This window comes from Actinophytocola sp., assembly GCF_049647105.1.
Lineage (GTDB): Bacteria > Actinomycetota > Actinomycetes > Mycobacteriales > Pseudonocardiaceae > Actinophytocola.
In genome coordinates, this window is record NZ_JBARWZ010000044.1 from 112,911 (window position 1) to 138,338 (window position 25,428).

The 25,428-nt window shown below is 70.1% G+C and carries 22 protein-coding genes; 13 read left to right on the forward strand and 9 right to left on the reverse strand.

Features of this window, described 5'->3' with window-relative positions:
- Nucleotides 1-114: 114 nt before the first annotated feature.
- The 12 genes from WBA97_RS06570 (at nucleotide 115) to WBA97_RS06625 (ending at nucleotide 17,861) form a co-directional block, all read left to right on the forward strand.
- Nucleotides 115-1,233: a ComEC/Rec2 family competence protein gene (locus tag WBA97_RS06570; RefSeq protein ID WP_424229796.1), complete on the forward strand. Its 1,119-nt coding sequence runs from the start codon at nucleotides 115-117 to the stop codon at nucleotides 1,231-1,233.
- Complete coding sequence (locus tag WBA97_RS06575) at nucleotides 1,226-2,305, forward strand: CHAT domain-containing protein (protein ID WP_424229797.1); 1,080 nt, start codon at nucleotides 1,226-1,228, stop codon at nucleotides 2,303-2,305. Before WBA97_RS06570 ends, WBA97_RS06575 begins: the two co-directional genes overlap by 8 nt.
- A complete protein-coding gene (locus tag WBA97_RS06580; RefSeq protein ID WP_424229798.1) occupies nucleotides 2,305-3,876 on the forward strand; it encodes a CHAT domain-containing protein in 1,572 nt (523 codons plus the stop codon). The genes WBA97_RS06575 and WBA97_RS06580 overlap by 1 nt, the downstream gene beginning before the upstream one ends.
- Nucleotides 3,873-7,433 carry a hypothetical protein gene (locus tag WBA97_RS06585; protein ID WP_424229799.1) on the forward strand — a complete coding sequence of 1,187 codons (3,561 nt, stop codon included), beginning with the start codon at nucleotides 3,873-3,875 and terminating at the stop codon, nucleotides 7,431-7,433. Before WBA97_RS06580 ends, WBA97_RS06585 begins: the two co-directional genes overlap by 4 nt.
- Complete coding sequence (locus tag WBA97_RS06590; protein WP_424229800.1) at nucleotides 7,430-8,875, forward strand: hypothetical protein; 1,446 nt, start codon at nucleotides 7,430-7,432, stop codon at nucleotides 8,873-8,875. Before WBA97_RS06585 ends, WBA97_RS06590 begins: the two co-directional genes overlap by 4 nt.
- A gap of 354 nt (nucleotides 8,876-9,229) precedes the next feature.
- Nucleotides 9,230-10,969, forward strand: coding sequence for a non-ribosomal peptide synthetase (locus WBA97_RS06595; protein ID WP_424229801.1), 1,740 nt, complete (start codon nucleotides 9,230-9,232; stop codon nucleotides 10,967-10,969).
- 61 nt (nucleotides 10,970-11,030) lie between these two features.
- On the forward strand, nucleotides 11,031-11,735 hold the full coding sequence (locus tag WBA97_RS06600; protein WP_424229802.1) for a thioesterase II family protein: 705 nt from the start codon (nucleotides 11,031-11,033) through the stop codon (nucleotides 11,733-11,735).
- Between the two features lies 1 nt (nucleotide 11,736).
- Nucleotides 11,737-12,927, forward strand: coding sequence for a cytochrome P450 (locus WBA97_RS06605; protein ID WP_424229803.1), 1,191 nt, complete (start codon nucleotides 11,737-11,739; stop codon nucleotides 12,925-12,927).
- A gap of 66 nt (nucleotides 12,928-12,993) precedes the next feature.
- Nucleotides 12,994-14,265 carry a nucleotide disphospho-sugar-binding domain-containing protein gene (locus WBA97_RS06610; protein ID WP_424229804.1) on the forward strand — a complete coding sequence of 424 codons (1,272 nt, stop codon included), beginning with the start codon at nucleotides 12,994-12,996 and terminating at the stop codon, nucleotides 14,263-14,265.
- Nucleotides 14,266-14,312: 47 nt separating this feature from the next.
- A complete protein-coding gene (locus WBA97_RS06615; protein WP_424229805.1) occupies nucleotides 14,313-14,765 on the forward strand; it encodes a (2Fe-2S)-binding protein in 453 nt (150 codons plus the stop codon).
- On the forward strand, nucleotides 14,752-15,705 hold the full coding sequence (locus WBA97_RS06620) for an FAD binding domain-containing protein (protein WP_424229806.1): 954 nt from the start codon (nucleotides 14,752-14,754) through the stop codon (nucleotides 15,703-15,705). The genes WBA97_RS06615 and WBA97_RS06620 overlap by 14 nt, the downstream gene beginning before the upstream one ends.
- Nucleotides 15,702-17,861 carry a xanthine dehydrogenase family protein molybdopterin-binding subunit gene (locus tag WBA97_RS06625; protein ID WP_424229807.1) on the forward strand — a complete coding sequence of 720 codons (2,160 nt, stop codon included), beginning with the start codon at nucleotides 15,702-15,704 and terminating at the stop codon, nucleotides 17,859-17,861. The genes WBA97_RS06620 and WBA97_RS06625 overlap by 4 nt, the downstream gene beginning before the upstream one ends.
- Nucleotides 17,862-17,918: 57 nt before the next feature.
- Here WBA97_RS06625 and WBA97_RS06630 read toward each other — a convergent pair whose 3' ends face one another.
- Complete coding sequence (locus WBA97_RS06630) at nucleotides 17,919-18,092, reverse strand: hypothetical protein (protein ID WP_424229808.1); 174 nt, start codon at nucleotides 18,090-18,092, stop codon at nucleotides 17,919-17,921.
- Between the two features lie 97 nt (nucleotides 18,093-18,189).
- On the opposite strand from WBA97_RS06630, the gene WBA97_RS06635 reads away from it, so the two are divergent.
- Complete coding sequence (locus tag WBA97_RS06635) at nucleotides 18,190-18,531, forward strand: TraR/DksA family transcriptional regulator (protein ID WP_424229809.1); 342 nt, start codon at nucleotides 18,190-18,192, stop codon at nucleotides 18,529-18,531.
- 76 nt (nucleotides 18,532-18,607) lie between these two features.
- On the opposite strand, the gene WBA97_RS06640 is transcribed toward WBA97_RS06635, so the two are convergent.
- From WBA97_RS06640 to WBA97_RS06675, 8 genes are all read right to left on the reverse strand, one after another.
- Nucleotides 18,608-19,195 carry an HdeD family acid-resistance protein gene (locus tag WBA97_RS06640; RefSeq protein ID WP_424229810.1) on the reverse strand — a complete coding sequence of 196 codons (588 nt, stop codon included), beginning with the start codon at nucleotides 19,193-19,195 and terminating at the stop codon, nucleotides 18,608-18,610.
- An 85-nt stretch (nucleotides 19,196-19,280) separates the two neighbouring features.
- Nucleotides 19,281-19,778 (reverse strand): RDD family protein, encoded by a 498-nt coding sequence (locus tag WBA97_RS06645; RefSeq protein WP_424229811.1) that lies wholly within the window; start codon nucleotides 19,776-19,778, stop codon nucleotides 19,281-19,283.
- Nucleotides 19,775-20,224, reverse strand: coding sequence for a hypothetical protein (locus WBA97_RS06650; RefSeq protein ID WP_424229812.1), 450 nt, complete (start codon nucleotides 20,222-20,224; stop codon nucleotides 19,775-19,777). Before WBA97_RS06650 ends, WBA97_RS06645 begins: the two co-directional genes overlap by 4 nt.
- A gap of 33 nt (nucleotides 20,225-20,257) precedes the next feature.
- Nucleotides 20,258-21,583 carry a chloride channel protein gene (locus WBA97_RS06655; RefSeq protein WP_424229813.1) on the reverse strand — a complete coding sequence of 442 codons (1,326 nt, stop codon included), beginning with the start codon at nucleotides 21,581-21,583 and terminating at the stop codon, nucleotides 20,258-20,260.
- Nucleotides 21,584-21,592: 9 nt separating this feature from the next.
- A complete protein-coding gene (locus tag WBA97_RS06660) occupies nucleotides 21,593-22,936 on the reverse strand; it encodes a hypothetical protein (RefSeq protein WP_424229814.1) in 1,344 nt (447 codons plus the stop codon).
- Between the two features lie 120 nt (nucleotides 22,937-23,056).
- Nucleotides 23,057-23,500 carry a DUF7144 family membrane protein gene (locus WBA97_RS06665; RefSeq protein WP_424229815.1) on the reverse strand — a complete coding sequence of 148 codons (444 nt, stop codon included), beginning with the start codon at nucleotides 23,498-23,500 and terminating at the stop codon, nucleotides 23,057-23,059.
- Nucleotides 23,501-23,553: 53 nt separating this feature from the next.
- On the reverse strand, nucleotides 23,554-25,011 hold the full coding sequence (locus WBA97_RS06670) for a DUF2252 domain-containing protein (RefSeq protein ID WP_424229816.1): 1,458 nt from the start codon (nucleotides 25,009-25,011) through the stop codon (nucleotides 23,554-23,556).
- Between the two features lie 23 nt (nucleotides 25,012-25,034).
- The coding region (locus tag WBA97_RS06675; protein ID WP_424229817.1) for an NUDIX domain-containing protein at nucleotides 25,035-25,428 on the reverse strand (394 nt) is incomplete at its 5' end.

Below are 25,428 nucleotides of genomic sequence, written 5' to 3' on the forward strand. Positions count from 1 at the left end.
GGGCGCGCGTTCCGTGAACCTGGTATCGCGGTTTACGGCGTTTGTGTAACAGGCAATGCGGTCGGCCGCGAATTACTTCCATAGGTATTCGCCGGGTCCGACGGGATGGTCACGATGACGGATGACATCGGCTCGCTCGCGGTCGAGCTGCTGCCCGCGCGACACGGCGACTGCGTCCTGCTGACCTGGGGACGCGGCGAACACACGCACCGGATCCTGGTCGACGCCGGACCCGCGACCGCCTATGACGACATCGCCGCCCGGCTGCGGGCCATCGGCGTGCACGCGCTGGACCTGCTGGTGCTCACCCACGTGGACGCCGATCACGTGGAGGGCACCATCCTGGCCGTCAACGACAGGGAGCTTGGACTGGTCATCGGCGAGGTCTGGTTCAACGGCGCCCCGCAGCTCTCCCAGGACGAGCTGGCGCCGGTGCACGGTGAGATCCTCGGCGCGATCGTCGCCGCGCGCGGCCTGCGGTGGAACAGGGCGTTCGGCGGTCACGCCGCGGCCGCGCCGGCTGACGGGGTGCTGCCGAGGGTCCCCATGTGCTGCCGCCTGGAGCTGACCGTGGTGGCCCCGGACCACGCGACACTCCGTTCCCTTCGCGACCATTGGCAACGGGCGTGCCGGGAGGCCGGGCTCGACTTCGGAGACGAGGAGGCCGCGCTGGCGACCCTCCACACCCGCTCGAAGCTGCTGCCGGAGGACGGCTACCTCGGCCGCCCGCCTGCTCCGAACGTCGACGCCCTGGCACGGCAGCGTTCCGGTGAGGACAGGAAGGTCGCCAACGCGAGCAGTATCGTCCTGCTCGCGGAGTGCGGCGACCGGCGAGTGCTGCTGGCCGGGGACTCGACGCCGAAGGTGTTGCTACCCGGTCTCAACCGCCTGCTCGACGAGCGCGGAACCGGGATCCTTCCTCTGACGGCGTTCAAGCTGGCCCACCACGGCAGCGCGAACAACATCTCCAGGGAGATCATCCGGCTGGTACCGGCCGAGCACTACCTGTTCTCCAGCAATGGCAGCTACTTCCGGCACCCCGACGACACCGCGGTCGCCAGCGTCATCAAGCACGCGCCGCTCGGCGCCGAGCTCGTGTTCAACTACGCCAATCCCCGGACACTGCAGTGGCAGGACGACCGCCTGATCGACGACTTCAGGTATCGAGTGCGCTATCCCGATGGCAACGACGATGGCTCCGTGCGGCTGGCGTGGACGGTGCGTCATGGCTGACGTGCGGGTGGCGGTCACGGTCAGCCAAGACGGTCAGGTGCTGGCCCAGCGCCTCGACGACCAGCGGTCCACGAGCTGGCGGATCGGTTACAAGGGACTGGACAAGGACCTCATCAGGCTGTTCGAACGTTGGCTGACGCTTCGCGACCGAGTCTGGCAGGAGGTCGAGATCCGCGTGTTCGGCTCGCTCCTGCACCGGTGTCTCTTCGGCGAGGAGAACTGGGCATGGCTACAGACGATCATCGACGACGCGACACGGGTCCGCCTGGAGCTGAGCTTCCCCGACGACTCACGGCTCGCCGCCATTCCCTGGGAGTTCCTCTATCGACCCGACACGGACACCCGGCGCGGCGCGTTCCTCGCCACCGAGCGCAACCTCGTGCTGTCCCGGTACATTCCGCAGGCCGGCAGGCGCGGGCAGTTCTCCGCACAGGACACGCTCACCGTGCTGGTGGTGGTCAGCCAACCGGAGGATCCACGCATCGGACCGGTCGAGTACGAGACGGTGCTCGACACGATCGACGCGACCTCGGCGACCCTGGGCTTCACCACACTGAAACCCCTGCACAACCCGACGGAACGGGATCTTGCCAACGCCATCCGGTCGGGCGCGCCCGACCTCGTTCACTTCATGGGCCACGGAGAGTTCGACGAAACCCGAGGCGCGGCGGCGCTGGCGCTCGTGGACCCGGACGGCGGGGCGGACTGGGTGGACGATCGGCGGATCGCGGGCATCGTCAGCCGGGGAGACAAGATCCCGAGGGCGGTGGTCCTCCATTCCTGTGACGCGGGGAAGGCCGACTACGAGGCCAGCTTCGCTGGAGTAGCGCCACAGCTCATCCGGCATGGGGTGCAGGCCGTCATCGCGATGCAGTACCCGGTGAGGAACTCGGCGGCGACCGCGTTCAGCTCGGGCCTCTACGAGGCGCTCGCGGCAGGCGACGACATCGACACCGCCGCCCAGGAGGCGCGCTTCCAGATCAGTGGTACCGACCCGCGCTTGCTGGGTGTCCCGGTTGTGTACCTGCAGAGCAAGACAGCGTTGTTGCGTTCGAGAACGGACGACGCGTGATGTCGGGCCGCGAGTTTCACGTCATCGTCAGCGGTGACCGGATCGAGGGCAGGATCTTCACCCCTGGACACCAGCGCGCGGAGCCGGGCGGCACGGGGGAGATCAGGAGGAAGCCGCACCTGGAGACGATCAAGGTGCTGGAGCAGTGGCTCAAGCGGTGGCAGACGCTCACCCGGCTCCAGGAGCAGGACCGGGCGAGGTTCCACGAGCAGCTGCAGGCGAAGCTCCACGAGCACGAACGGGACACCAAGCTGGACCTGCTCGTCCCGGAGACCTTCAACGTGCTCGGGACCCACCTCTGGATGATGGCCTTCGACAACGACGTCGGTAAGGCGCTGGAAACGCACTACAAGATGACCGAGGACGGCAAACTGGACTATGTCCGGGTGCGCATCAGCTTCGACACCGACCCCGAAATCGCGGCACTCCCCTGGGAGTTCGTGTGCCACCCGAAGCAGTCCGGCATCAAGGAGTTCTACCTGGCCTCCGAGTTCAAGCTGATTCTCGGGCGCTACATCGAAGGGCTTGGCAACAAGGAGATCGCGCCCGCGGACGACAGAGTTCGGGTCCTGTTCACCACCAGCTTGCCGGATCGTCCCCGGTTCCGCGCGGCGCGTGCCGACGCCGACAAGCTGATCCATCGCCTCGAGGCCGGTGAGCGAACGGGCAAGGCGATGGAGATCAAGCGCGTGGACTCGTGGGACACCGACGAGGTCGGCGCCGTGCTCAGATCGCTCGCGCGGGACGGGCACCCCGTCGATGTCGTGCACCTGACCGCGCTCTTCCGCATCCAGGACAACAAGATGCTGGTCTATCTCCCCGACGTGGATACCGCGGACGCCGGACCGGCACACAATGGTGACCCGTCACCCGGAGTGCGCCGCTCCGACTCGTGGCAGCTTGCCACCACCTTTGTCAACGTACTGACGAGCCAGTACCGGCCAACCCTGCTGGTTCTCGCCTTGAGCGACTGGGAAGGCGAGTTTCCAGCGCACTTCGAACAACTCGCGCCCGACTTCGTCAACGCCGGCATCCCGGCCGTCCTTGCCATGCAGTATCCGATGAGCTCGACCCAGGGACTGACGTTCCTGGCCTCGTTCTATGCCGCGTTGACCGACGGCGTCCAGATCGGCGAAGCCGTGCAGACCGGCAGGCGGGACATGATGCTTCGCAAGGTGGACCGGAACTTCGGCACGCCGGTCCTCTACATGCAGAGCGCACAGGACGCGCAGTTGATGAAGACCGCCACCCCGCCGGACACCGTCGCGGAGACCGAGAGCCGCACTCGCGGAGTCATACCGCAGCCGCAGACCGGTTCGACACGTCGCCGGCCGACCGACGTGAAGAGCCGCTTGCTCGACGCCATCGCGACGGCGTCCTCCCTTCTCGACCCGGATGCGCTCGACGAGACCAAAGAATGGATCGAGGGCGCGGAGTGGCCCGACAGCAAGACAGCTCGGGTCGCCATTCAGGCGCGCAGCCGAGGAAGAAAGCCCGACGACATGTTCCAGAACATCGCGCGGTACCTCAACAAGGTCGTCGGCGACAGTACGGCCGAGGCCAGGTCATGACGAGCGCCGAGTTCGACGGCCGACGCCAGGAGATGGAAGCGGCACTCGCCGACGGGAAGGCACGGCTGGCCGAGCTCAGACTCTCCCGGCTCGGCCGGTACTCCGCCGAGGTCGCGTTGAAGCTGTTCCAGGGCCGCGATCCCGAGAACGCACTCGACTCGGTACAGAGCCTTCGGGTCGAGCTTGGCCAGATCCAGACCGTCCTGGCGGAAATCTACAACCGAGGTCTCGCCGCCGAACACCAGGAGGCGGCGCGGAATCCCTTCGGAGACGCTTGGACCACGGTGGCTCGCCGCAGGCTCGCGGGCATCACCGACGCGGAGGCATGGCGAGACGAGTGGCTGGCAACGTGGTCGGAGGCACTCGCCGCCCTGCGGTTCGAGACCGCGGATGCCATCGCGAAGATCGACAACACCCACGCGGACGTCGCGGACCTCCGCCCGCGCCTGCTGTCGGTAACGCACGATCTCGAATCGGCGGACTGGCAGAGCGCGGTCGCCGGCGTCGATGGGGTGCTGGGTCTCGGCATCGCGAGGACGGCGTCGGACACGAGACTGCGAGTCCTCACCTGCCGGATCCTTCGTCGCAGGCTCGACAACCTGGACGCCGCCGAGACCGCGGCCATCGAGGCGATGGGCCGGACCGCACATGCCGATGCCGAGTTCCACGACCTGGCCGTCGCCGCGGTCGCGGAGATCCGGTTCGACCGGGAGGAATGGGACGGCGTCCGCGAGCTGACCGACGACGCGCTGGACAGGGATGTCGGCGCCGCGGACCTGTTGATCGTCGCGGGCAGACTGGCCGAGGCGCAAGCGCGGTACTCCGATGCGCGCGACTGCTATGACGCGGTGGCGCTGCGGTTCGGCCCACCCGCCGGGGCAGGCGCACTGTATGTCGAGACACCGGGCACCCTGCTCTGGCGCCTCGCCCGGCAGATTCGCTGGCTCGATGGCTTCGGCGCACTGGACCTGATCGACCGGGCGCTGGTCGAGGGCGTGACCGGCAAGGGCGCCGACCCGGAGCGACGGGTGATCCTCGACCGGGCGCGGATCCTCGACCAGCTGGAGCAACGCACCGAGGCGGCGCGCGCCTACCACGAGGCAGGCGAGCGCTATGCCTGGACCGGCTCGGACCGCGCGCTCGACCTGTTCGAGCGTGCCGTGCACCTGGACGAGGACAATCCCCTGTTCCGGTGGTCCCTCGGTGAGTCACTGCGGCAGCGGGCGACGGCCCGGGAGTGGGCCATCGACCGCGACCGGCTCCAGCGCGCGAAGGTCGAGCTGGACAAGGGTTTCGCACTGGCACCGCCCGCGGCACACGACGCATGGGCGTTCGCCTCTCTCGCCCTCGTCGACGAAGCCCTCGACATCCCCGGTGATCCGGCGCTCCTCTTCGAACGAGCGCTGCTGCGAAGCCCCGGGTACGCCCGTGCGTACGCTCTGCTCGCCGTCGTGCTGCGCCTTCACGGTTACTACGCCGAGGCAATGACCATCGCGGCCGCCGGTTACTGGCGCGACCCCGACGACGCCTATATCGCGATGATCCACACGTACTCACTGCTGGACATGGGCGACATGGACACCGCCCAGCAGGTCGTCGACGAGTCCCGGCGCCACAACGGGTTCGACCTCGAGCTGTCCGTCGCCCAGGCCAACATCCACCTACGGCGGAGGAAGCCGGCAGCCGCGCTCGAGTCGCTGGAGGAGGCGGACGACGAGCCAGGAACCCGGTTCGAGCGTGCGGTCTGTCACGCGGCGTTGGGAAACCTCGACGAAGAGCGAAAACTGTACGAGCTGATCCTCGCCGACGCCGACGACACGACGCATCCCAGCCTGCGCGCCTGGGCCGACTACCGGCTCGGCTCCCCGGACCTGGCAATCGAGGAACTCTCCCTGATCGATGAGCTGCCGGGTCGACCGGTCACCACGAGTGGCATGGACCTCGCGCAGATGTTGCTCCTGCGTGAGTCGGCCGATGACGTCGAGGCGGGCCGGGAGCTCCTGCTGTCGTCGATCGAGGCGTCGCGGACCATCGGCAACCTGTCCCATCTCGCGTCCTACGAACTGCCGTTGCTGATCGAAACCGTGGCGGGCACACCGCGCGAGGCGGCGGTCCGGCACGCCTGCGCCGAGGCGACCGGCGCGTGCGACCGGCGCATCGAGGCCCTGCGAAACCGGCGAAGGCCCGATGACCGTCCGTCCGTCCGGCTCGCGCTGGCCAGGATGGCCATGACCGAGCACGACCATCGCCGGGCCGCGGCGCTGTACGTGCCGTTCTGCCAGGACGGGGATCCACCCGAGGTCACCGACCGGCTGAGCGAGCTGGCGGAGCGGTTGATGAGCGACGGCGACGCGCTGCTCTCCGCTGGTGACCTCGCGGCCGCCCAGGAAGTCTGGGAGTGGTTGCGGGACAAGGTCGTGGCCCTGCTCGGCGACCACCTCGGCGACGGTGTCCGGACCCGGCTCGCGCTGTGCGACGTCGACGCGGCCAGACCGGGCGCGGCGTCCACGGCCGCCCAGCTTCGGCGGACCGACGAGGGTTCGCTGTCGGAGGTCGTCCGGAAGTTCACGCGCGACGTGCCATCGCTGTGGACGCACGTCGACGGGTTGGGCGAGGTGTTCGCCGACGAGCCGACGTCATCGCCGGTCGCGGACGTGACCCGCAGGCGCGGGCTGTACTCGAAGGTCTACGCCCTCGGCCGCGACGCGGTGCCCGAGTTCGCGATGTCACCCTTCGTCAGCGCGATCGAGGTCGTGCTCGGCGGCGGGCTCGCGCATCTGACGGCGTCGTCCGAGATCGAGCGGCGCATCCGCGCCCAGTGCGACCGGATGACCGACGAGATGGGCGTCTTGGTTCCCGGTATCGGGGTCCGGGTTCAGCACGATCTCGGTCCTCACGCCGCGAGCTTTCAGGTCTACGGACGCACCATGGCCACCGTCACCCTGCCCGGTGACCAACCCGACGATCTCACGCCGGTCCTGAGCCGGCTTGAGGATGTGTTGCGGGACAACCTCTTCCGCTGGATCTCGGTCGAGGACCTCGAGTTGTGGAACGCAGGCTGGGACGCGTCGTCCTACCATGCCGACGGCGACCAGAGCTGGCTTCCCCAGGACCCCGAGGGGCGGCTCCGGCTCGCCAGGCTGCTTCGGCTGCTGGTGCGCGAGGGGGTGCCGATCCGCGATCGGGAGACCATCGGGCAGAGCTTCGCCGCCACCGCGACCACCGATCCCTATGAACTGCTGACCGCCGCCCGCCGCCGTCTGTATCCCTGGATCCTGGGCACCGCCGGTGGCGAGCCGGCGGAACCGGCACCGCTCCCCGGCGATCTCGAGGCACGCGTCGCGGACGGTCTCGACGGTGACGGGTCCACCTGGGCCATGTCCCGCGCGGGTGCGATCGGGCTGATCGACGATCTGCGGGCATGGCGCACGAGCGCCCTGCCCGATGTCCAGGTGGCCATTCGCACCGCGTCGCTCGCGATCCGGCCCTATGTCTGGCGGCTCCTGGCGGCGGAACGGCCCCGCGTCTTCGTCGTCGCCAGGGAAGAGCTGCCATGAACGCTCAACTCTGGAAGTCGCTCGGCGACTTCGTGCGCATTCTCCTGCCGCCCGCCCCGCTCACCGTCCGGGTCACCGTGCCCGACGTCGGCGAGGACGCGCTCGAGACGGCACGCACGGCACTCCATCAGGCGTTCAGCCTCGTGGTCGAGGAACTCGGCATCGAACGCGACGTCGTCGTGACCATGACCGGCCGCCACGACGGCGCCGACATCGTCGAGGTCGCAGCGGACGGCAGGCCCGTCGCCATCTTCCCGGCACCTCCCGTGGCCGGCTGGGCCGCCCAGGTGGGCGCCAGGACGCACAGCGCCCTGCTGCGCCGCGCCAGGGTCCTGCTCGACGACGCGACCGTCGACAAGATCGGCAAGAAGCTCTCCGGCCCGGCTGCCGATCCAGCGCGGGCCGCGCTTCGCCGCACCCTGGAATACCTTCTGGACAACGGAATCGGTGTCCAGCACCTCGACGGCGAGACCGCCTGGGACGACCAGGGCTGCGGCTACTCGCCCATCGAGGTCGCCGAGTGCCTGATCAACGACCTGGCCTCACCGGAGCTCGCCGTCACCGTCGCCGAGTCGGCCCTCCGTGATACCCCCGACGACCAACGCACCCACCTGGTCGACCTCAGGCTGGCGCTGTACGACGAGCACGGCATCCGGCTCCCCGAGGTGGCCATCGCCTCTCACGACATCGGGCCCTCCGAGGTGCGTGTCCGCCTCAACGACCTCACGACGCCGGCCCTGCCGCTCACCGCGCCCGCGACCTTGCCAGGCGTCCTGGCCGCCCTCGGTCCCGTCCTCACCGACCACGCCGCCTGGTTCCTCCGGGCCGACGAGGTGGCGGCCCAACGCACCGAACTCGCTTCCGTCGTCCCCGATCTCGTCCACCTGTCCGAGACGCAGGTACCCACCTGGCTCCTGTCCGCCTGTCTCCGCGCGCTGAGCGCCAACTCCGACAGCATCCGCAACCTCCCCCGGATCATCTGGCTCCTGCTCGATTCCGATCCGCCTCGCGACGGCATCGACGAAGTCACGCTGTCGAAGTCCGGCACCAGCCCCGTCCCCGACCTCACCTCGATCACGCACGAGCCCGAGTTCCTCGCCTCCGCGATCCGCAGGCTCATCGCCTACGAAGCCTGGGCAGGCGGCGAAACCCCGGCCGACACTCACCTCTTCGGCCTTCCCGCCGAGTGGGAGGACGCCCTCCTCCACGCCACCGACTCCCGCACCGTCGCCAAGACCGAATGGCGGATCGTCCGCGCCCTGTTCGCCTCCCCCGGCTCCTCGCTGATCGTCACCCACACCCTCGCCGGAGTCGCGCCCATCCGCGGGCTCCTCCGCGCCCTCCCCCACCCGCCGAGGGTCATCGCCTCCCAGGAGCTCCCCCCACACGCTCCCCTGCCGATCCCAGTCGGCTGGGGAGACAGCAGTTCCGTCAGTATGTGAGAAGTACACGGCGCCGTCACATCGAGACCGGGGCGCGGTCTCGCGACGTCCGTTCATGGACGGCGGTTCCGCATCGTGGACCGCGTCAACTGAAACGGTTCTCCGGACGATGGGTAGTCGTCTGACGACTCCACGATGATATCGGCCGTGTAAAGAGGCCGTTTGCCGCACTGGAAGTAACAGGTCGTACACACACTGTCCGCTGGCAACTGTCGAAAAAATCTTGCCGACGAGTCGGCGCTGGTCGCAGGCCCAACAGCACTCGTTCGTGGGTTTCGTCACTCTCTGCTTAACGATTCGTCCACGATCTGGCTCTAGAATCCCGCCGCCGGATCCAATAGGGATGGAGAGCTGATGACCGTCGCCACGCACACCGGCGTGGCCCCGAGGGCCGGGGCAGGACTCCTACTCGACGCCGTGGACCGGTGGGCCGAACTGTCGCCGACCGCGACCGCCGTCACCGCACCAGACGGAGCGCTGACGTTTTCCGAGCTCAGGCTCGAGGTTCGCGCGATGGCGGCAGCACTGCTGGCGGCGGGCGCAGGCCCCGGCGTCACGGTGGGGCTCGGGTTCGGGCGGTCGAGATCGACCGTTTCCGCACTGCTCGCGGTGTGGCGGGCGGGTGCGACCGCGGTGCCCATCGACGACCGCCACCCGGCCGACCGGATCGCCTACATCGTCGCGGACGCGCGACTCCAGCTCCTGCTCGGCGAGCTTCCCGCCACCGTGCCGCATCCCGGCGTTCGGGCGGTCGACTGGTCGTCCGCGCCCGCCGAGGACCACCACCCGGCGCCGGCACCGGATGACCCCGCCTATTTGGTCTACACCTCCGGTACGACCGGTCGGCCGAAGGGCGTCGAGGTGGGCTACGGCAACCTCGGCGCGTTCCTCGCGGCCATCTCCACGTTGGGTCTCACCCCGGGCGGCGTCGGCCTGAACCCGCTCTCGCCCGCGTTCGACGGCTGGTTCTGGTGCACGCTGCTGTACCTGCTGCACGGCCAGGGAGTGGCCATCGTGGACGTCGCGGGCACCGGGACGGCCGACCTCGCGGGCGCGATCGAGGCGGTGGCACCGCGCACCACCTGCATGAGCCCGTCGATGTACGCGGCGTGCCCCGACGACCTGCCGAGTGTGGAGGTCGTGGTCATCGCCGGGGAGGCCAGCCCGCCGACGCTGGCGCGCCGCTTCGCGGGCCGCCGCGTGCTCAACGTCTACGGCCCCACCGAGGCCACGATCGCCGCCACGTGGTCCGACAGCGAGGCGGGCGATGACGTGACCACGATCGGCCGCGCGATCCCCGGCTACCAGGTGTACGTGCTGAACGCTGACGGGCGGCAGGCGGGCGACGGCGAGGATGGCGAGCTGTGCGTCGCCGGGCCGGGCGTCGCACTCGGGTACCGCAACCTGCCGGAACTGACCGCGGCCAAGTTCGTGCCGAACCCGTTCGGCGACGGGCGGCTATATCGAACCGGCGACCGGGTGAGATCGCGCGCGGACGGACAACTGGAGTTCCTCGGCCGGGTCGACGACCAGGTGAAGGTCCGAGGGTTCCGGGTCGAGCTCGGCGAGATCGAGCGCACGGCCACCGACGCCGACGAGGTCCGCGCCGCGGCGGCGTTCGTGCTCACGAATGGTGACGCGCTCGGGCTCGCGATCGTGCCGGAGCCCGGGGTCGACCCGGTCGCGGCCGTCGAGGCGGTCACCGGCCGCTGCCAGCACCTGCTGCCGGACTACATGATGCCGGTCGTTGTCGACGCGATGACCGAGATTCCCGTTTCGCAGCAGGGAAAGGCCGACCGCGCCGTGCTCGCGACCCTGGTCGCGGCCGAGCGGCAGGTGACCGGCGTCCCGCCGAGGACCGACCGTGAGCGGCTCGTGTGCGAGGTGCTGAGCAGCGTCCTTCCCCGCCCCGTGTACGACGTCGACGCCAACTTCTTCGAGTCGGGCGGCCATTCGCTGCTCGCGTCCCGTGCGGTCGTCGCGCTGCGCAAGGCCACCGGCCTTCGGCTGTCGATCAAGGACCTGCTCACCCATCCGACGCCGGCCGAGCTCGCGAAGAAGCTGGACCGGGTCGCGGCGGAGAGCGGTCAGTGAACCTGAGCGGAACTTGCGGAGCGATCCGGCTGACTCAGCGCGGAACTTGCGAGGGTGCGTTGTGAGCTGGCTGATGCCGTTCGCGCCTTCGCGTGCACGGCCGGTGCTGGTGTGCCTTCCGCAGGCCGGTTCCGGCTGCGGGGTGTTCCGCTCGTGGCAGGACGCGCTCGGTGACACGGCGACGGTGGTCGGCGTGCAGCTCCCCGGCAGGGAGAACAGGTTCGCTGAGCCGCCCCCGGAGTCGTTCGCGCACGCCGTCGACGAGATCGTCACGGCGCTGGTGAACGCCGTCGGGCGACCGACGGTCCTGTTCGGCCACAGCCTCGGCGGGCTGATCGGCTACGAGGTCGCGCGTGCGCTGCCCACCCCACCGGACGCGCTGGTGGTCGCCGCGTCGCAGCCCCCGCACCGCAACGGGAAGATCGCGGGCATCGCACTCGACACCGACGAGGACCTCGAGGCGGCGCTGGCCGCCAAGGAGCTCGACGAGGACCTGCGCGAGCTGGCGTTCACCGTGCTCCGGCAGGACGCCGACATGGCGGCGACGTACGAGTCCCCGTCGGGCGCGCCGTTGCCCTGCGATCTGCACGCGTGGGGCGGCGAGGCCGACGAGCGCGTACCGGCAGGCGACCTCGACGGGTGGCGTGACTACGCGGGTCCGGCGTTTCACTCGCGCGTGTTCGCCGGTGGCCACGACTTCTGCTTGGAGAAACCGGAAGCGGCCGCCGCGGTGCGCGCGTTGCTGCCCACATGGCAGGAGGTCTGAGATGGAGATCGACCTGACGGCTCCCGGTCTGTGGGAACGCAACGAGTTCGGCGAGGTGTTCGCCTGGTTGCGTGCCAACGAACCGGTGTACCGGCACGAGGAGCGCGACGGCCCTGGCTTCTGGGTGCTGAGCCGTTACGCCGACGTCGTGCACGTCTACGGCGACGACGAGTTGTTCAGCTCGCGCTTCGGCATGCGGCTCGACAGCAACGCCGAGGCGGTGGCGGCGGTCGAGGACCGGATGCTGATCGTCACCGACCCACCGGTACACACGCGGATCCGGCAGCTCGTCGGCGCCGGGCTTGGCCGTGCCGCGATGCCCCGCATCGAGGCGTCCGTCAGCCGGGTGGTGTCCGACGTCGTCGGCGAGGCGGTCGAGCGGGGCGAGCTGGACTTCCTCGACGCGGCCAAGAAGATCCCGAACTACGTGGTGTGCGACCTGATGGGGATGCCGCGCGAGCACTGGGAATGGGTCGGCGACACCATGACCGAGTCGTTCGACGCGGACGGCGATGACAAGGTCGCGGCGGACGGCGAGCTGTTCCTGTTGTTCACCGAGATGCTGATGGACCGTCGCGAGAATCCCGGCGACGACTTCATCAGCCTCATCGCACAGGCGCGGCGCACGGACCGGGGTGGCGAGGAACGGCAGCTCACCGACGAGGAGATCATCGTCAACTGCCACGGCGTGCTCGCGGGTGCGAACGAGACGACCCGTTTCGTGATGTCCTCGGGGCTGCTCGAACTGGCCCGTGAACCGGGACACGTCGACTGGCTGCGCGCCGCGGGCACGCGCGGCATCACCACCACCGCCGAGGAGATGCTGCGCTGGGCGACACCGGCCGTGCACGTGCTGCGCACGGTCACCAGGGACACGGAGATCGGCGGCGTGCCGATCGCGGCGGGTGATCGCGTCACCTTGTGGAACCCGTCGGCCAACTTCGACGAGACGGTGTTCACCGACCCGGACCGGTTCCTGCCCGATCGCACACCGAACAAGCATCTCGCCTTCGGGATCGGACAGCATTTCTGCATCGGTGCGCGGCTGGGCAGGATGGAGCTGGCCGCGTTCCTGCGCGAGGTGCTCACGCGGGTGGACCGGATCGAGCTGACCGGCGAGCCGAGATACAACTCGTCGAACTTCACGTGGGGCCTGATCGAACTCCCGGTCCGGCTGGTCCCACTTGGCTGAGCGGCACAGCTCTGCCTTGCACGTGTTTCGTCCAACCAACAGGTTCGGTCAGTCGGGGGTAAAGAAGTGAGTTCGGTGATTGTGGCCTCTCCACCGGTGTTCGGTGAGACGGTGCCGGTGCTGGAGATCGCCGCGGGCCTGGTGAAACGAGGACATTCGGTGACCGCGCTGGTCGGCTCGCGGTTCGCCGGGTCGGCGACGGCGATCGGCGCGCGGCACGTGCCGTTGCCGGAAGGCGCCGACTTCGACGACCGTCAGCTGCTGGGCGCCAACCCCGAGCGGCTCGCGCTGCCGCCGGGGCCCGAACAGTTCAACTGGGATCTCATCAACGTGTTCCTGGCGGGGATGAACACCCAGCACGAGGTGTTGCAGCAACTGCTCGACGACGACCCCGACGCCTCGCTGCTCAGCAACTCGCTGTTCCCCGGCATGTGGCCGGTCGCACTCGGTGCTCCCGGCAGGCGGCCCCGCAAATGGGTGTCCGTGGTGGCCCCCGCCGTCATCGTCGAGGACGACGCGACGACGCCCACCGGACCCATCCCGGGTCTGAGCGGCGAGGAGGCGGTGCTCGCGCACCGCGCCGCCAACCAGGAGTTCCACGCCACGCTCGAGCCGACGAGGCGTGCCGCGCAGCAACAGCTCGAGGAGCTCGGCGCCACCGAGCCCATGCCGGCCTTCTACAACGCGGTGTACCGCCTGCCGGACTCGGTCGCCGCCCTCACGGTGCCCGAGTTCGACTTCCCGCGCGCCACGCCACCCGGCTCGCTCACCTACGCGGGCATCCTGCCGCCCCCTCGCGGCGCCGAGCCGGAGAAACCGGAGTGGTGGGACGATCTCGGCTCCGGTCGCCCGGTCGTCGTCGTCACGCAGGGCACCATCGCGAACGGTGACCTCGGCCAGCTCATCGAACCCACGCTGACGGCCCTCGCCGACGAGAACGTGCTGGTCGTCGCGACGCTCGGCCGCGACCCGTCCACGCTCGGCGTGGACCCGCCCGCCAACGCGCGCGTCGCGCGGTACGTGCCCTTCGACGACCTCCTTCCTCGGGCCGACCTGCTCATCACCAATGGCGGTGCGGGCGGCACGCAACTCGCGGTCGCCGCCGGGGTGCCGGTCGTGATGTGCGGGACCACCGAGGAGAAGCCGATGAACGCCGCCCGCGTCGCGTACCACCGCGTCGGCATCGACCTGGCGACGGCGACACCATCGCCCGAGCAGATCGTCGACGCGGTCACCACGATCCTCGGTGATCCCACCTATCGCGAGGCGGCGAGCCGGCTGAGCGGCGCCTACGCTGCCTACGACCCGATCACCACCGTGGAGACGCTCTTGCGCTGACCGGCGCCGGGCGGACCACGGCAGGTCCCGGACAGGAAGCGAGCCGCGTGGACATCTCTCTGGAAGTCAACGGCAGGACGGCGCGGCTGAGCGTCGATCCTGGCGTGACGTTGCTCGACGCCCTGCGGGAACGCCTGTCCATCACCGGGCCCAAGAAGGGCTGCGACCGCGGCCAGTGCGGGGCGTGCACCGTGCACGTCGACGGCAGGCCCGTGCTCTCGTGCCTCACCCTCGCCGCCACCGTGAGAGGACGGGTCACCACCGTCGAAGGGCTGTCGGACGGCGACCGGCTGCACCCGGTCCAACAGGCATTCGTCGACCACGACGCCCTCCAGTGCGGGTTCTGCACCTCCGGCCAGATCATGTCGGCGGTGGCGGCGGTGGCGCAGGACGTAACGGACGTCAGGGAGTTCATGTCGGGCAACCTCTGCCGCTGCGCGGTCTACCCGAACATCGTCGCCGCGGTCGAGCAGGCGAGGCGGACCAGTGCGGCCCTTTGAGCTCACCACTCCCGCCACCATCGAGGCCGCCATCACCACACCGGGGACGTTCCTCGCAGGCGGGACGACCCTCGTCGACCTGATGAAGCTCAACGTCCTGACCCCACGGCACGTCATGGACATCAACGACCTCCCGCTGCGGGGCATCGACACGCGGGACGGCCTGCGCATCGGGGCACTGGAGCGCATGAGCGACATCGCCGTGCACCCCGGCGTGTATCCCGTGATCTCCCGTGCCCTGCTGCGAAGCGCGTCCCAGCAACTGCGCAACATGGCCAGCATCGGCGGCAACCTGTTGCAGCGCACCCGTTGCGGCTACTTCCGCGACATCGCGACGCCCTGCAACAAGCGCGAGCCCGGCAGTGGCTGCCCGGCGATCACGGGTGCCAACCGGCACCACGCCGTGCTCGGCACGAGCGAGAAGTGCGTGGCGACCCACGCCAGCGACGTCGCCGTCGCCCTCGTCGCCCTGGACGCGGAGCTGCGCCTGGCCGGTGCCGACGGCACCCGAACGGTTGCGCTGGCCGACTTCTACCGCGTGCCTGGCGAGACGCCCGAGGTCGAGAACGAGCTGCGACCCGGCGAGCTGATCACCGAGATCCTGGTGCCACGGCTGGCATGGGCGCGGCGGTCGACGTACGTGAAGATCACGGACCGGTCCTCGTACGAGTTCGCGTTGTGTTCGGCGGCGGTCGCGCTGGACCTCCACGACTCGCGGGTCGTCGACGCCAGGGTGGCGGCGGGTGGCGTGGCGACCGCGCCGTGGCGACTCACCGCGGTCGAGGAGGCGCTGCGTGGCACGCCCGCGACCGTCGACGCCTTCGAACGCGCGGCCTCGGCAGCCGTCGCCGGGGCCGCTCCCCTGTCTGGCAACGGTTTCAAGCTCTCCCTGCTGAAGCGGACCATCGTCCGCGCGCTGATCGAGTGCGGCCGAGGATGAGCGGCCGGGTGGAGGGCCGGTTGAAGGTCACCGGCCAGGCCAGGTACGGGGCCGATCACCACCTGCCTGGCATGGTGTACGGCTATGTCGTGCTCAGCACGATCGCGCACGGCGAGATCCGGCACGTGGACGCCGCGGTGGCGAGGAGTGCGCCAGGGGTGCTCGGCGTGTACTCGCCGTTCGATCCTCTCGAACTGCGCGCCGCGACCACACCGATGTTCGGCGACTCGTGGGTTCCCTTGCAGGACAAGGAGGTCGCACACTACGGCCAGCCGATCGGGCTGGTCGTGGCGGACACCTTCGAGCACGCGCGGGACGCCGCGATGACCATCGAGGTCTCCTACGACGAGCGTACGGCCCGGACCTCGTTGTCCGGCGGACTGGCGACCGCGGAGGAGGCACCGCCGAGCCAGCACGGGTCGTACAGCATACTCGCGCCCGGTGTCGGGTCCATAGTGGACGCACTGGCGGCCAGCCCCGTCGTGGTCGAGGGCACGTACTCCACCGCGACACAGAACCACGCGGCGATCGAGCCGCATTCGGCGGTCGCCGGATGGGACTCCGGCGAGCTGACCGTCCACAGTGGAACCCAGGGCGCCGACCTCCAGGCGGCGGAGCTGGCGCACGCGCTGGGCGTGGACCCGGCTCGCGTCCACGCCGTCAACCCGTTCGTGGGTGGGGCGTTCGGGGGCAAGGGACGCACGTCCGTCGCGGCGTTCCTTGCCGCGGCGGCGGCGAAGGCGCTTGACCGGCCGGTCAAGGTGGTGCTGAGCCGGGAACAGGTCTTCACCGCGACCGCGACCCGTCCGGCGACGGTGCAGAAGATCGCCCTCGGCGCGAGCGAGGACGGCACGTTGATCGCGGTGTGCCACGACTCGTGGTCGGCGACACCGGCGGACCGGTCGTTCGTCGAACCGACATCGAGCAGCACCAAGATGTTCTACGCCGCCCAGAACCTGGCGGTCAGCCAGCGGATGGTGCCGCTGAACATCCCGCCTGCCACGTACATGCGAGCGCCGGGCGAGGCGGCGGGTTCGTTCGCGCTGGAGAGCGCGATCGACGAGCTCGCCGTCGCACTGGACATGGACCCGATCGAGCTGCGCCGCAGGAACGACTCGACCGCCCCGCTGGGTTCGGACCTGCTGTGGTCGAGCAAACACCTCGACGAGTGCTATCTGCGTGGCGCGGCCCGGTTCGGCTGGGCGAGTCGCGCGCCACGCGGCCGCGAGGACGGTGACTGGCTTGTCGGGATGGGGATGGCGACGGCGATGTTCCCGGCACGCAGGCTGCCTGCCACGGTGCGTGTCACGTTGCGGGACGACGACACGGCCGAGGTCGCCACCAGCGGCGCCGATCCCGGCACCGGTCTGCTGACCGTCATCTCCATGGTGGCCGCGGAATCGCTCGACATCCCGAGGTCCCGGATCGCCCCCCGGCTCGGCGACTCGTCCTTCCCGCCAGGTGGCACCTCCGGCATCTCCACCGCGACGGCGAGCACCGGCACGGCGATCATGGCCGCCGCGGCACAGGTGATCGACGACGTCCTGGCGTTGGCGTCGGGTCCTGGTGCGCCGTTCGACGGCCTCGATGTCAACTACGCCAACGGTCGCGTGCTGGCGGCGGACCGTGCCATGACGTTCGGCGAGCTGCTGAGGGCGACGCGGCGGACCGGGCTGTCGGCGAACGGTTCCTCGGCACCGGGCGAGGAGATGACCAAGCATTCCTTCAGCTCGTTCGGTGCCCAGTTCGCCGAGGTCCGGGTGCACAGGTGGACCCGGGAGGTCCGGGTGTCCCGGCTGCTCGGCGTGTTCGACGCAGGCCGGATCATCAACCACGAGGCGGCGCGCGGCCAGCTGGCCGGGGGCATGATCTGGGGCGTGTCGGCCGCCCTGCACGAGGGGCTGGAGATCGAGGAGAACGGCAGGCCGGCCAACGCGGACCTCGCCGGCTACCTGCTCCCCGTCAACGCCGACATACCGGAGGTCGACGTGGTCTTCGTGGAACACCCGGACACCCTGCACAACGCGGTCGGCGCCAGGGGCGTCGGTGAGCTCGGCATAGTGGGCATGGCCGCGGCCATCGCCAACGCGGTCCACCACGCCACCGGCATCCGCGTCCGGCACATCCCGATCACCGTGGCGGACCTGCTGGCGTGACAGGCGCGTGGCGGGTCGGAAGTGGACAGTCCGCTCGACGACGCGGACACCGGCGACTTACGTGACGGTCGCGTCGACGTTCTCCAGGGGAACGACGGTCTCCACCTCCGAGATGTCCACAGTCGCCTGCGGTTCCAGCTGGTCCGGCGCCGCGGCGCCGGTCAGTATCGTGGGGTCGGTGGCGAGCCGCTCACGGCAACTGGCCGCCAACCGTCGACTTCCCACAGTCATGGCAACCTCCTCGTCAGATCCCGTGATTACCCCGAACTCGGCGGGTTTAGCCATCCGTGGCCCCAGTTAACGGTTCAGTTGGTGGTTCAATGAGCACGTGTCCGATCCAGCCGACCGACTGGCTGCCCGGCGCGGGGAGACGAGCCACCTGGTCGAGGCGCTCGACCAGCGGCTGGCCGGGATCATCGAATCCTCCGCGTACAGCGCGGGCGACGACGAGCACGACCCGGAAGGCGCCACCGTCGCGTTCGAACGCGCCCAGGTAGCGGCCCTGCTCGAGCAGTCCCGCGCGGAGCTGCGGGCACTGGACGCGGCGAGCGAGCGGCTGGCGGCCGGGACCTACGGCACGTGCCTGCGCTGCGGCGGGCCCATCGGGGCCGAGCGACTCGACGCGCTACCCGCGACCACCACCTGCATCCGATGTGCCGACCGCCGCTGACGGCCGCCTCCACATCCCACCAGGCGATCCGCCCCGCCCGGGCGCGGCTGTGCCGCCACGCCCGGGCCGAGAGCGGTCAGGGTGTCGCGGGGGCGGCCGGTGGTGGCGGCGCCGTGGTGGTGGTGTGCGAGCCCACGCGGCTCCGGCTTGGCGCGAAGGCGCCGACGATGCCGGTCAGGCCGACCACCAGCAGGGAGAGCCCGAACAGCCAGATCATCGTGTTGACACTGCCGACCGGGTAGGCCAGCACGACGATGCCGACGATGATGCTGACGATGCCGCCCGCGATCGCCCAGCCGCCGCCTCCGGTGGCGCCGTGGAAGAGCTCCAGCGCTCCGGTCACGATGCTGGACAGGCCGAACAGCAGCACCAGCAGGGCGATGGTCTGCAACGGCGCGCGCAGGCACAGGATGCCCGCGATGATCAGGAGCACACCAAGCAGCAGGAACAGGATCCGGCCACCAACGCTGTCGGCGTCATACGTGAACGCCGTGACGGCGCGGACGATGCCCGCCATGATGAGCTGGATTCCGAGCAGGACCGCAACGGCGAGCAACGTGCCGCCTGGCCACGCCAGAATCAGCGCGCCCGCCAGCGCGGTCACCACCCCGAGCGTTATGCGCAGGCCCCGCGACTGGCCCAGCAGGACATCGGTAGCGCTCATCCGGACACCTCCACGTAAGCGGGGCAGTACCTTCCAGAACCGTCCCCGTCCGGGGACGTGATCTCATCGCCCGCATCGGGTGAGGTCATCCGGCCGAGGGGTGCGGGCTCCAGTCATAGATCACCGTGGTTCGCAACAGCAGGTCCTGGACCGACCTGCGGTTGGTGTCGACCGCGGCCCACAGCAACCCGATGGGCAGGACGGTGCAGAAGACGGCGCGCAGCACCGCGATGCCCAGGTGCAGCTGTTCACCGCGCCTGCTGACCACACGCAGCCCGAGCACCCGGTCCCCGTAGGTGCGGCCACCGCCGGCCCACGAGATGGTCAGGTACAGCACCATCAGCGCCGCGGCGACGCCGACCACGAGCAGGCGCGACGGTACCGGGAAGCGGAACGACACGGGGTTGGACAGGAACGCGAGCCCGGCGATCCCGAGGTAGCCGCCGGTGAGCACGGTGAGCACGACGGTGAGGTCGATGGCGCAGGCCAGTACCCGGCTGACGACACCGGCCCGGTCGCCCTGACACGACCTGACCTCGGCGGGCAGCGACAGGAGCCACGCCGCGCGCGAGGGTTCGGTCATGGGTTGCGCCTCGGCCGCAGGACCCGGTCGGCCAGGCGCGACACGACCTGGTCGGCGTGGATGGCCCCGACCCGGACGTCACGGACGGTCTCGGCGGCCACCGAGCCGGTGGACGCCCGGATGATCTCGGGAAGGTCGACGTCGCGGATGACACTGTTGGCCACCGCGGTCAGGTCGAGCTGGTCGAGGAGGTCGGTCACGACCAGCGGGACCACCTTCCGGTACAGCCGCGCCGCCTCGGCGATCGCCCGCTGACGCTGCTGGTACCCGGTCTCGGCGAGGTCGCGCAGCCGCTTGGATGGCCAGTTCTCCGGTCGCAGCACGAAGGAGGTGACCGGCGCGACGACGTCGGCCACCGCGCCTGCCGCGCGCAGACCGGTGCGCACCCCGAGCACCGCGATCGCCAGTGCCGCATCCGCCGCGACGGGTCTGTTCTCTTGTGCCACAACCCGATCGTCCAGACCCGGACGCATGGCGGCTCATGCGCCACGGGTGAGATCGCGGGTCCTCGCCATGAGCAGTTCGTCGATGACCAGTGCCGTGACGGCCGCCAGGATGACGATCGGCATCTGGCTCGCCGCGGCATCGCCGAGGAGGAGCACCACGAGCACGACGCTGGTGATGGGCAGGCGGGTCACCGCGACGCCTGCCGCGATGCCGACGGCCAGCCCGGAGACCGTGCCGATGCCGGGCAGCCACATGCTCGCCAGGATCCCGAACGCCGCGCCGAGCAGCACCGCGGGGAACACCGGGCCGCCGCGGAACGTGCCGAGGCACACGCCGTAGGCGATGCCCTTGCAGATCAGCAACATCACGAGCGCACCGGCCGACCACTGCTCAGGATGAGTGGCGAGCTCCGGGAGCGTCACCTGCCCGGACAGCGCGGCCTCCTCCGGCGAGTGGCCGGTCACCACCGCGTACACGGCGGCGCAGCCGCCAGCGAGCAGACCGGCGGCGACCGTGACCACCATCGTCCGCGAGGCGGCCAGGCGCGCCGTCCGCCTGCCGAGCGCGAACACGGCCCACGTCGCGACGGCCACGACGGCCGCCACGGGCAACGTCCACACGACGCCGGCCATGCCGAGACCGGCCGGTTCGAGATCGGGGATGGTCAGCGCGCCGATCTCCAGACCGGTCCAGTCGCCGAGCCCGGTGAACACCAGCGCTCCCACGCCGCTGGACACCAGGCAGGGCAGTACGAGCAGCATCGTGTCGCGCCGTGTCAGCCCGAACACCTCGAGGAACAGGACGACCGGGACGAGCGGGTTGCCGAAGACCGCGGAGGTCGCCGCGGCCGAACCCGCGGCCGCGATCATCGCGTGGGCATCGTCGGACAGCTTCGTGCGCCGGACCGCGAGCAGCGCCAGACCGCTGCCGACCGCGACCAACGGCGCCTCAGGGCCGACCACCGCGCCCAGCACCAGGCTCGCGGTCCCGGCCAGGGCCGTGCCGAGTACCTGGTTGGGCGGGGTGACGTCGACGGTCAGGCCCGTCGCGGGCACGTGACCGCCCCGGCCGGGCAGCCGCGTCACCGCGAGCGCCACGAGCACCCCCGCCACCCCGAGCGTCATGACGGGCCACCACGCGGGCAGCTCCTCGAAGCCCAGACTCGCCGGAAGTGTGTGCCACACCAGGTGTTCGAGCTCGTGCACCGCCGTCAGGAAGCCGAAGACGACGATCGAGAGCGGGATGCCAAGCAGCGCCGCGGCGAGCAACAGCGCGAGGTAACCCTGACTGTGCAGCAGCACACCGGTGTCCGCCTCGGGAACCCGGCCGGGTCCGTCGGGTGGCGGCTCGCCGTCCATCGCCGGCGGTCAGGCCGCCGGACGTGGCGGCCCCGTGGTGCGGTCACCGGTCACCGGCTGGTCGAGGAACTGGATGACCACGAGACAGAACACGAGCAGCAGACCGATCATCACCACCGCGAAGCCGCTCGGCTGGTCCAGGAACACCAGGATCAGCACGGCCAGTCCGAGCGCGGCACCGCGCAGCACGCCACGGTAGGTGTGCACCCAGACACCGACCCGGCCGGACCGCAGGCCGGTCCGCGCACGGAGCCAGGCAAGCGATCGCACGGTACCGCCGCGGATCCGTACCGCGGTGACGGACGGCCCGGCGAGGAACGCACCGAGGGCGACGACCAGGCCGAGCACGAGCAGCGCGCGGAGTCCGTCGCGGAGGTACCGCACCAGGATGTCGTAGGACGCCGCCGCGGCGGCAACGGACCGGCCGGGCACCGCGTCGATGAGGAGGGCACGCGCGATCAACAGGCCGGCGCCAAGGACCAGCATGCCGGCCGCGAACCCGAGCCCGGCGCCGACCAGCGCCCGCCGGTGACCTCTGGCGAGGTAGACACCCAGTGCGATCAGCGCCACGCTGATCCACGGCAGCCAGGCGGCGAGCCGGTCAAGTGCCGTATAGGCCGACTGCGCCTTCACCAGGGTGTCGGCGTCGGCGATGGCGATCGTGGGATGCACGTCAGGCACCCGGTTGGCGGCGGTCAGGCCCGCGTCGACGAGTTGCTGCTTCGCCACGGCGATGAACGGGGCGAGATCCAGCGTCACCTGGTCGCCGCGGATCGCCACCGAGGACGCCGAGCCAGACAACACGGCGTCGGCCTGCTCGTGTGCCACCCGGATCGTGCGGTCCCACGCCTGGGCGAACTGCTCGCTCGCGAACAGCTCCGCCACCCGGCTGCGCACGAACTCGCGCACGCTCGACGCGAGCGGCCCGGTGAGATCGTGCAGGCGGTCCACGATCCGGGGCGGCAGCCCCTGCGCGGCGAGGGCGTCCACCGCCTCGTTGGCCAGGCCCTGCACGTCGACGTAGCTGAACACGGTCTCGGTCACCCGGTTGGTGAGCGCGGCCTGCACCGACGGCTCACGGATCAGCGGGGCGACCGTGGCGGCGAACCGGTCGGTGTCGGCCACCTGGCGATGGACCCACACCGTCGCCAGCGCCACCGGGGCCAGCGCGCAGCCAAGCACGATCACCACGGCGGCCACCGTCGGCTTCCAGGCGAACCGCCGTCGGGGCCTGGTCTCCGTGGTGGTCGTGCGCATGGCCGCCACCTCACCGCGCAACCGTTCGAGCTCGGCGCGTTCGTCGCTGGTCAGTGCCGGGGCGACACCGTCGCCACTCCCGGTCGGCTCTGACATGGTCGACCTCCCACTGGGCTCGGCGTCGGTGTCAGCGTCCGGCCCCACGTGGCGCGCGCGCCTCCCCCACCGGTGATGAGCCGCCACGCGTCCTGGCCATGATGGTCAGGAGCGTCGGGGTCAGGCCCCGGCCTCCTCCTCCGCCGCCGGGTCGCCGTGCACGATCACGGCCCAGATGATCAGGACGTCGAAGCCGATCGCGATCAGCGACCACACCGGGTAGACCGACATGAACGCGAGCTGTGTGACGGCGTTGAGCGACGCCAGGATGACGGTGACGATCCTGGCCCACTGCGAGCCGCGGGCCAGCGCCACGCCCGTGCCGACCACCACCAAGCCGAGGATCAGCTGGATCCAGCCCCATCCGGTCAGGTCGAAGACCAGCGTTCCCTCGGGTCCCACCGCGTAGAAGTCGTCGCTCATCAGCGCCACCAGCCCGTACACGATGTTGAACGAGCCGAGCATGACCATCATCGTGGCCGCGAACCCGAGCCAGCCCATCCACCCGGCCTCGGCACTCGCCGAGCGCCTCGGTCGGCCGATGTCCGCGGGTACGTCACTCATGTTCGACTCCTGTCCTCGATGATCGAGAGGGAAACCGTCGCGATGGCACTCGCCTATTCGGCGGGCGCCGCGGTGATCCGGCCGTGCCGGATCGCCTCGACGAGCGCGGAGTGGTCGCGTTCGTTCTGGTCCGCGTACGCGTCGGCGAACTCGCGGACGGCTTCGTCGAACACGTCGCCGGAGCCGAGGTAGGCGGCGATCGCGATGCGGTCGCCGGAGCGTGCGTGGGCTCTCGCGAGGGTCCATCCACACAGCTCGCCATACGCCTGCATCGCCGATGGCACCATCGTCTCGACCGACGCGGACCCCTTCCAGTCCCGCAGCTGCCGCAGGTAGAAGTCCCTGCCTCGGCCGTCCATGCCGTGCTCGACCCGGATCCAGCCCAGGAAGATGTCGCTGACCGCCTGCATCAGCCGCTGCCCGACGACGACCCGCCGACCCGCGTTGTCGTACACGCTGGGGCTGGTGAACTTCTCCAGCACCGACGGGCCCGCCTCCTTGGCCTGCAGGAACAGCGGGTCCCGGACGTCGTCACCGAGCATGAGGATCATCCACGATCGGGTGCCGACACTGCCGACGCCGACGACCTTGTGCGCGAGGTCGACGAACCGGTAGCGGTCCAGCAGCGTCCGCCGCTCCGGCTCCAGGCTGCTCCGGTAGGCACGCAGCAACGTGCGCATGCCCTCCACGACCTCGACGATGTCCGTCCCCGGTTCGACCACCTCGTCCATCGGCACGATCAGCGGTGGATCGGCGACGATCCGCAGTTGTCCGTCGCGTACGGCGGTGAACCGGCTGAGCGCGCCGAGGTGGTCCCTGGAGTGTGCCTTCGCCATCGCATGCTTGATTTCCTTGCGGCGCGCCTGGTCGGCCTTCGCGTCGAAGCGGTTCCGCACGGCGGCCACGTCGGCGTGGGCGTACCAGACCTCGAGGGTGGTGAGGTCGGCGAACTCGATCATCGCGTTGCGGTAGGCGGCGACGGTCGCGAGGACGACCCTCCTGCGTGTCCCTGCCGAGTAGTCGTTGTTCCGGCCGGCGATCTCCACGCTGGTCGCGAGCCGCTTCACGTCCCACTCCCACGGTCCCGGCAACGTCTCGTCGAAGTCGTTGATGTCGAACACGAGACGCCGCTCCGGCGAACCGAAGAGGCCGAAGTTGGACAGGTGGGCGTCCCCGCAGCACTGCACGGTCAACCCGGTGACCGGTGTGGCCGCGAGGTCGCTCGCCATCGGCAGGGCGGCGCCCCTGAAGTAGGTGAACGGCGAGGCGGCCATCCGTCCGTAGCGGATGGGCAGCAACTCCTGCACGCGAGAGGCGTCCTCGCGGTCGAGCAACGCCAGCGGATCCGCTCGCGTCGGACCGGGATCGAACGCGGCGTGGCTGGTCCGGTGCACGGTCGCACGCAGAGCCTTGCCCTGCTCGATCCGTTGCTCACGGGTCAGCCTCGGCTGCTCGCTCGGCGTGTTGTTCGTCGTGTGATTCGGCGTGTGGTTCGTCGTGTGGCTTATCACCGACGCCTCCTTGGTGTGCCCGTTCATTCGAAATGGGGCGGGGTCGTCGCGGAGAGTGCGTGCGTGAGCCACGGCCGCGCACCGGGTTCGAGCCGCAGTGCCTGGACGACCATCGGGTCGAACCAGGCCGCGTCGCGCGTCTCGACCAGATCGGCGGCCGGACGTCCGGATACCGGCGTCGCGTGGAAGACGACCACGAACTGCTGCCGGATCTCGTCCCGCGCCGCGGACACGACGACATGTCCCGGATCGGTGAACAACCCCGCCAGACCGGTGATCCGCACGCGCAGGCCGGACTCCTCCTCGACCTCCCGCACCGCGGCCTCGACCGCCGACTCGCCGACGTCGACGCGCCCGCCGGGCAGCTCCCACCCGCCGCTGTCGTTGCGCTGGACCAGCAACAGGTGCCGTCGTGGG

What these genes read in the sequence shown, in the direction of transcription:
- WBA97_RS06570 (WP_424229796.1), top strand. Translation starts at nt 115, where the DNA reads ATGACGGATGACATCGGCTCGCTCGCGGTCGAGCTGCTGCCCGCGCGA.
- WBA97_RS06575 (WP_424229797.1), top strand. Translation starts at nt 1,226, where the DNA reads ATGGCTGACGTGCGGGTGGCGGTCACGGTCAGCCAAGACGGTCAGGTG.
- WBA97_RS06580 (WP_424229798.1), top strand. Translation starts at nt 2,305, where the DNA reads ATGTCGGGCCGCGAGTTTCACGTCATCGTCAGCGGTGACCGGATCGAG.
- WBA97_RS06585 (WP_424229799.1), top strand. Translation starts at nt 3,873, where the DNA reads ATGACGAGCGCCGAGTTCGACGGCCGACGCCAGGAGATGGAAGCGGCA.
- WBA97_RS06590 (WP_424229800.1), top strand. Translation starts at nt 7,430, where the DNA reads ATGAACGCTCAACTCTGGAAGTCGCTCGGCGACTTCGTGCGCATTCTC.
- WBA97_RS06595 (WP_424229801.1), top strand. Translation starts at nt 9,230, where the DNA reads ATGACCGTCGCCACGCACACCGGCGTGGCCCCGAGGGCCGGGGCAGGA.
- WBA97_RS06605 (WP_424229803.1), top strand. Translation starts at nt 11,737, where the DNA reads ATGGAGATCGACCTGACGGCTCCCGGTCTGTGGGAACGCAACGAGTTC.
- WBA97_RS06625 (WP_424229807.1), top strand. Translation starts at nt 15,702, where the DNA reads ATGAGCGGCCGGGTGGAGGGCCGGTTGAAGGTCACCGGCCAGGCCAGG.
- WBA97_RS06630 (WP_424229808.1), bottom strand. Translation starts at nt 18,092, where the DNA reads ATGACTGTGGGAAGTCGACGGTTGGCGGCCAGTTGCCGTGAGCGGCTC.
- WBA97_RS06640 (WP_424229810.1), bottom strand. Translation starts at nt 19,195, where the DNA reads ATGAGCGCTACCGATGTCCTGCTGGGCCAGTCGCGGGGCCTGCGCATA.
- WBA97_RS06645 (WP_424229811.1), bottom strand. Translation starts at nt 19,778, where the DNA reads ATGACCGAACCCTCGCGCGCGGCGTGGCTCCTGTCGCTGCCCGCCGAG.
- WBA97_RS06655 (WP_424229813.1), bottom strand. Translation starts at nt 21,583, where the DNA reads ATGGACGGCGAGCCGCCACCCGACGGACCCGGCCGGGTTCCCGAGGCG.
- WBA97_RS06660 (WP_424229814.1), bottom strand. Translation starts at nt 22,936, where the DNA reads ATGTCAGAGCCGACCGGGAGTGGCGACGGTGTCGCCCCGGCACTGACC.
- WBA97_RS06665 (WP_424229815.1), bottom strand. Translation starts at nt 23,500, where the DNA reads ATGAGTGACGTACCCGCGGACATCGGCCGACCGAGGCGCTCGGCGAGT.